Here is a 5,551-nt window from a genome sequence, read left to right as displayed (position 1 = left end):
CACTGGATACGCGGGCGGCGTCGAAGTGAATTAATGTGGATTATTGGAAATCGGAACAAGTTTAATAGTGAAGGTATTGTTCCTGTGAATACCACACAGAAAAAATTAGATCAAAATAAATGGGAAAACGATTGGCATTATTTGCCCTTAATCAAAGCATTGGTGGCGGTATCTGCTTTATTGCATGATTGGGGTAAAGCTACTGTTCTATTTCAAGAAAAATTACAGCGCAAAAGTAAAAATGCAAAAAAAGGAGATCCCTTGCGACATGAGTGGATTTCTTGTTTATTACTTAATGCTTTGGTGCAATCGTCAGGAAATAATCAGTCTGATGAAGCATGGTTAAATTTACTCATGCAACACAGTTGGGATGAACAAACACTCAAAAATACGATTTTGCAAAATTCTGATCAATCAAAAGTGCTTGATCAGCTTCCACCATTAGCGCAATTGGTGGCATGGTTGATCGTGTCGCATCATCGGTTGCCTACTTTAGATGAAAAATCTCGTAGAGAATATGCGGATATAAAAAAAGACACGTTCGACAGTTTATTCAAAAGTATTAAATCAAATTGGGGATATCAAAATAAACAGGATGAAACGGAGTACAAGCAACGTTTAAAGCTATGTTTCGAGTTTGAACAAGGACTATTAAGCCAATCGGTTGAATGGACAACACAGTTAAAAAAATGGTCAGGTCGTTTAGTTCAAGAATTAAGCTCATTAGAGCAAATTTTTAAAGATGGCAGTTGGCGAGTCGTTTTACACCATGCTCGACTCTGCTTAATGTTAGGCGATCATTATTATTCATCTTGTAATGCTGATTTAAATTGGAAAACCAGTTTATCGCTCATAGCGAATACCGATCCAAAAACGAAAGAGGGCAAACAAAAGCTTGATGAGCATTTGGTGCGTGTCAGTGATAATGCCATGCGAGTCGCGCAGTCTTTGAGTCGTTTGGCTGACGAGATGGAACCAGCTTATGACTTGAAAAAGCTAAAAAAGAAAAGCCCAGAAGGTTTTGAATGGCAAGATCAAGCGGTTAAAGGCATTCAGCAATTTATCCAGAAAAATGAAATTGCAGCCGATAAAGGCTGGTTTATTGTCAATATGGCCAGTACAGGTAAAGGCAAAACCATTGCCAATGCCAAAATTATGCAGGCTCTTTCGAAAGATGCGCAATCATTACGTTATATTTTGGCACTAGGGTTAAGAACTTTAACTTTGCAAACGGGTGATTCTTATCAACATGATATTGGTTTAGTTAAAGATGAGTTGGCAATTGTAATTGGCTCAAAAGCAGTGCAGGAATTACATCAACAAAAAAATAAATCGAGTCATGAATCTGAAGAGGCGGATATTGAGGAATTAGGTTCGGAGTCTTTAGAAGAATTATTAGGCAATGAACTGATTTATGACAATATGCCTCAAGCTGATTTTATGGATGCACTATTCCCTCAACATCAAGCCGAGCGCAACAAAGCTTTTTTATATAAACCTGTTTTAGTCTGTACCATTGATCACATTATCTCGGCAACTGAAACCAAACGAGGTGGAAAATACATTTTACCGAGTTTGCGATTATCATCATCCGATTTAGTGATTGATGAAGTGGATGATTTTAACGGGCAAGATTTAATTGCGATTGCGCGACTGGTACACTTGGCAGGGATGCTTGGACGTAAAGTCATGATTTCATCGGCAACCATTCCACCAGCTTTAGCAGAAGGGTTTTTCAATGCGTACCAGCAAGGGTGGCAGTTGTATTGTGCATTTAAAAAAATAAAAAAAACAGATGTGCAGTGTATGTGGGTCGATGAGTTTAAAACGCAAATTCAATCGATTGAGTTACTTGAGCCAAAAAATAGTATTCAAAACTATCAAACGGCGCATGCTCAATTTGTGAAAATCCGTGCAGATGCCTTAAATCAGCAAATCATTAAGCACAAAGCTTATATTGTTGATTGTAAGGATTTGGTGGCTGAAAAAGAACAGCCCCGTTTAGAAGAAAGTATTCAACAGCAATATTTCGAACGAATCAAAATTGAAGCTGAAAAGCTGCATCAAGCACATCATAGTATTGATGCCAAAAGTGGGAAAAAAGTTTCTTTTGGCGTGATACGTGTTGCCAATATTTCGCCTTGTGTTGCACTCACCCGATATTTACTGAATGCCGAATGGTCTGAAAATGTTGCGCCACGAATGATGGCCTACCATAGTCGGCAAGTACTGTTATTGCGTAGTAAACAAGAGCAGCATTTAGATGAAACGCTAAAACGTAAAGAAAAACAGGGTGAACAGCCTAAGGCATTTTTAGAAACAGGCAATGATGGGGTTATTCGTCAGCATTTAGATACCACAGATTGCGATGATGTAATTTTTATTCTCGTTGCAACGCCAGTTGAAGAAGTCGGACGAGATCATGATTTTGATTGGGCGATTATCGAGCCATCATCTTATCGTTCGATTATTCAGTTAGCAGGACGTGTTTTACGGCATCGAAAATTAGAGCGAGATATACAGCAGCCGAATATTGCATTGATGCAATATAATTTGAAAGGTCTGCGAGGGGCGAAAGTTGCTTTTGAAAAACCAGGGTTTGAGGTTGATTCTGCTAAAGCGAATTTTATTTTGGAGACAAAAGATTTATCTAAACTGATTGATATTGAAAATCTAGTACAAGTTAATGCCATTCCAAGAATTCGAGCCAATGAGCCTTTGCAGGCAATTAAAAAATTGGCAGATCTTGAGCATGCGGTCATGATTGATGCGCTTACATCATATCAAAAACAAGGTGCTAAACCCTTGAATGCATGGTTGACGCAAAAATGGTTTTTAACCGCATTGCCGCAGCAATTTACGCCATTTCGACAGAGTACCGCCAACATTCAACTTTTTGCTGTGTTGAAAAATGGCAAGCTTGCATTTTGTGAACGAGATGATTTTGGTGAGTATATTGATCGTAGTGGTCTCTACAAGATTAAGCCGTATGAATTAAATGTCATTGAGCAACAGCGATTATGGTTAAATCGTGATTATTACGACATTTTAAGTGGTATGGCACTTGATAAATTAAATGAAAATGAGGATATTAATGCAAAGATTGAAAAATTATCAAGGCGTTATGGGGAAGTTATGTTGCCCAAATATGATGAAGATAAACAATTAAATTATTCAGAACAATTTGGACTAACCATTTTATAGTAATAACAACATAGGGGGAAAGTATGACTGAGAGTATTCATACTTTTTTAAACGAGCGTAAAGAATTGTGGTTAAAAGATCGTTTAAAAAAGGCAGAAACAGAAACTGTAATTTCAGAATTAAATCAACAGGCAGATGATAAATTTAGCTTAAATGAATGGTTGCCTGATGCGGCAAAGCGCGTTTCTCAGCTTTCAATGGTGAGTCATCCAAGTAAATTCAGCCATCCAAGTGCCAAAACATCAAGTGTGATTGCTACATCGAATAAGAAGAGTGATGGTTATCTGCGTAGTGGTAATGTTGATTATAGTTTGGATGTTTTTGGTAATGCGGCTGCAATGGATGTTTTTAAATTTTTATCTTTACCTTTGACTGATCAATCAACAGTGTTAGATGGATTTGAGCAGCAAAATGAAGATTTAAAAAAACTTTTAGTTCAAAATAAGCTTGATTTTGAACAGTTAAGTTTTGAGTTTTTAAAAATAAAAACAACAGATTCTTCTGTGAAAACAGATCATTTGGTGAAACAGGTGTATTTTCCAATAGAAGAGGGCGAATATCATTTATTGTCGTTATTAACGCCATCAGGTTTAATCACAAAGTTAAAACAAACCATTGATCAAATTCGTTTTTCGGAAGAAACCAAACAAGCTAAAGAAAATCGTAAGAAGAATGAGTTAAATGAGATTGGTTATGCTGATATTTATGACTTAACAGTGACTGCCTATGGCGGAACTCAACCACAAAATGTGAGTGTTTTAAATAGTCAAAATGCAGGGCGAGCTTATTTACTTTCAAGCTGTCCGCCTGTAATTAAAAAAAGAGAGATTCGTTTGCCTAAAACAGATTTTTTTGCACAGTGTTTATATCGAAGAAATTATCAGGAGAGTTTTATTCAATTGCATAAATTTATGCAATTAGATCTGAATAATATTGATATTCGTACAGCGATTCGAAATATTATTCAATTTGTCATCGATCAAGTTCTTTTACAGGCTCTAAAAACACGAGAATACGCCGAAAGTGGATGGTCAAATCAGGACTATTATGTTGGATTGCCCAAATTACAACGCATTTGGTTGGATCAAATTTATAAAGAAGAACGTGAAGAAAATGCAGAATGGCGAGATGAGTTGAGTCGAGAAATTGCACGGTGGATTATTCGTAGCTATGAAAAAGTGATTAGAGATGCTTATATATTGGGAACTGGTGAGTTATTAGATGTAAAACAGCGTGTTGAGAAATCGTTACAACAGATCAAGGAGTTTTTTTAATGCGCCGCTTTATTTTAATTCCACATTTAAAAATTCATAATGCGAATGCCATGAGTAGTCCGTATAGCATTGGATTTCCTGCGATAACGGCATGGCTAGGAGCAATGCATGCCTTACAGCGTAAATTAAATGCCAAGGGGCATGATATTGAATTGACGCGACTTGCTGTGAGTTGTCATGACTTTAACTTGCAAACACATAAAGGACAAAGTGATTTTGTTTATTCCATTATTGGTACAGCAAATCCACTAGATAAGGATGGTAGCCGACCTGCATTTATTGAAGAAGCACGTTGTCATTTAGAGGTTTCGCTGTTAATTGAATGTCAAAATATTGATCCAGATGAAAAAGAAACCTTACTAAACGACATACAAAACTGTATTTGTAGTATGAAATTTGCGAGCGGTGATTTACTTGCAGTAAAAGCTTGTGAGCTTTTGACTGTTGATGAAGATGGTCAAAAAGATCAAGAACTCAAGCCAATTTTAAATAAACTTATGCTCGGTCATGTGTTGATCGAGCGTCGTGATTTAGTCATTCAAAGTATGCAAGAAGGGCAGGATGCTCTAGATGCTGTTTTAGACCATTTAAAAGTCACACATAGTTCACAAATTGATGAGAATGGAAAAATCACGTGGTCAAGTAGCCGTAAAGAAAAGGGGTGGCTTGTACCCATTGCGGTAGGTTTTCAGGGAATTTCTGAATTAGGTATTGCTAAAAATCAACGTGATGCCGATACACCACACCGTTTTGCGGAGGCTGTTTTGACGCTTGGGGAATTTGTTATGCCTTATCGTATTGAAAGTATGGATCAACTACTATGGCAATATCATGTTGATTTAGAAAATAATCTTTATCTTTGCCAAAACTTAACAACAAATTAATTTAATCTTTAAAAGGAAAAATCATGGCTAAAAATGACAAAGTAGTTGCAAGTGTACTTGCGTTTGAAAAAAAATTGGTTCCGTCTGACGGTTATTTATATGGAACAAATTGGGATAAACGAAATGAACAAAGCGCTTTAAAACTGATTGAAAAATCTGTGCGTGGTACGATTTCAAACCGTTTAAAAA

Annotated in this window: 4 protein-coding genes; all 4 read left to right on the top strand. The window is 36.7% G+C overall.

Features of this window, described 5'->3' with window-relative positions; all coding sequences use genetic code 11:
* The coding region (cas3f, locus tag JR005_RS14105; protein ID WP_218665328.1) for a type I-F CRISPR-associated helicase Cas3f at positions 1-3,204 on the top strand (3,204 nt) is incomplete at its 5' end.
* Positions 3,205-3,227: 23 nt separating this feature from the next.
* Positions 3,228-4,478, top strand: coding sequence for a type I-F CRISPR-associated protein Csy1 (csy1, locus tag JR005_RS14100; RefSeq protein ID WP_218665327.1), 1,251 nt, complete (start codon positions 3,228-3,230; stop codon positions 4,476-4,478).
* Positions 4,478-5,362, top strand: a complete 885-nt coding sequence (gene csy2 / locus JR005_RS14095) for a type I-F CRISPR-associated protein Csy2 (protein ID WP_218665326.1) — start codon at positions 4,478-4,480, stop codon at positions 5,360-5,362. Before csy1 ends, csy2 begins: the two co-directional genes overlap by 1 nt.
* A gap of 23 nt (positions 5,363-5,385) precedes the next feature.
* On the top strand, positions 5,386-5,551 hold a 166-nt coding region (locus JR005_RS15080; protein WP_228731810.1), incomplete at its 3' end, for a type I-F CRISPR-associated protein Cas7f/Csy3.

Source organism: Acinetobacter sp. Colony158 (assembly GCF_019264745.1).
GTDB classification, from domain to species: domain Bacteria; phylum Pseudomonadota; class Gammaproteobacteria; order Pseudomonadales; family Moraxellaceae; genus Acinetobacter; species Acinetobacter ursingii.
Note: the sequence above shows the minus strand (reverse complement) of the source record. Positions and strands in the feature narration are given on the sequence as shown.

Coding starts and splice junctions, on each gene's coding strand:
- csy2 (WP_218665326.1), top strand. CDS start 4,478: ATGCGCCGCTTTATTTTAATTCCACATTTAAAAATTCATAATGCGAAT.
- csy1 (WP_218665327.1), top strand. CDS start 3,228: ATGACTGAGAGTATTCATACTTTTTTAAACGAGCGTAAAGAATTGTGG.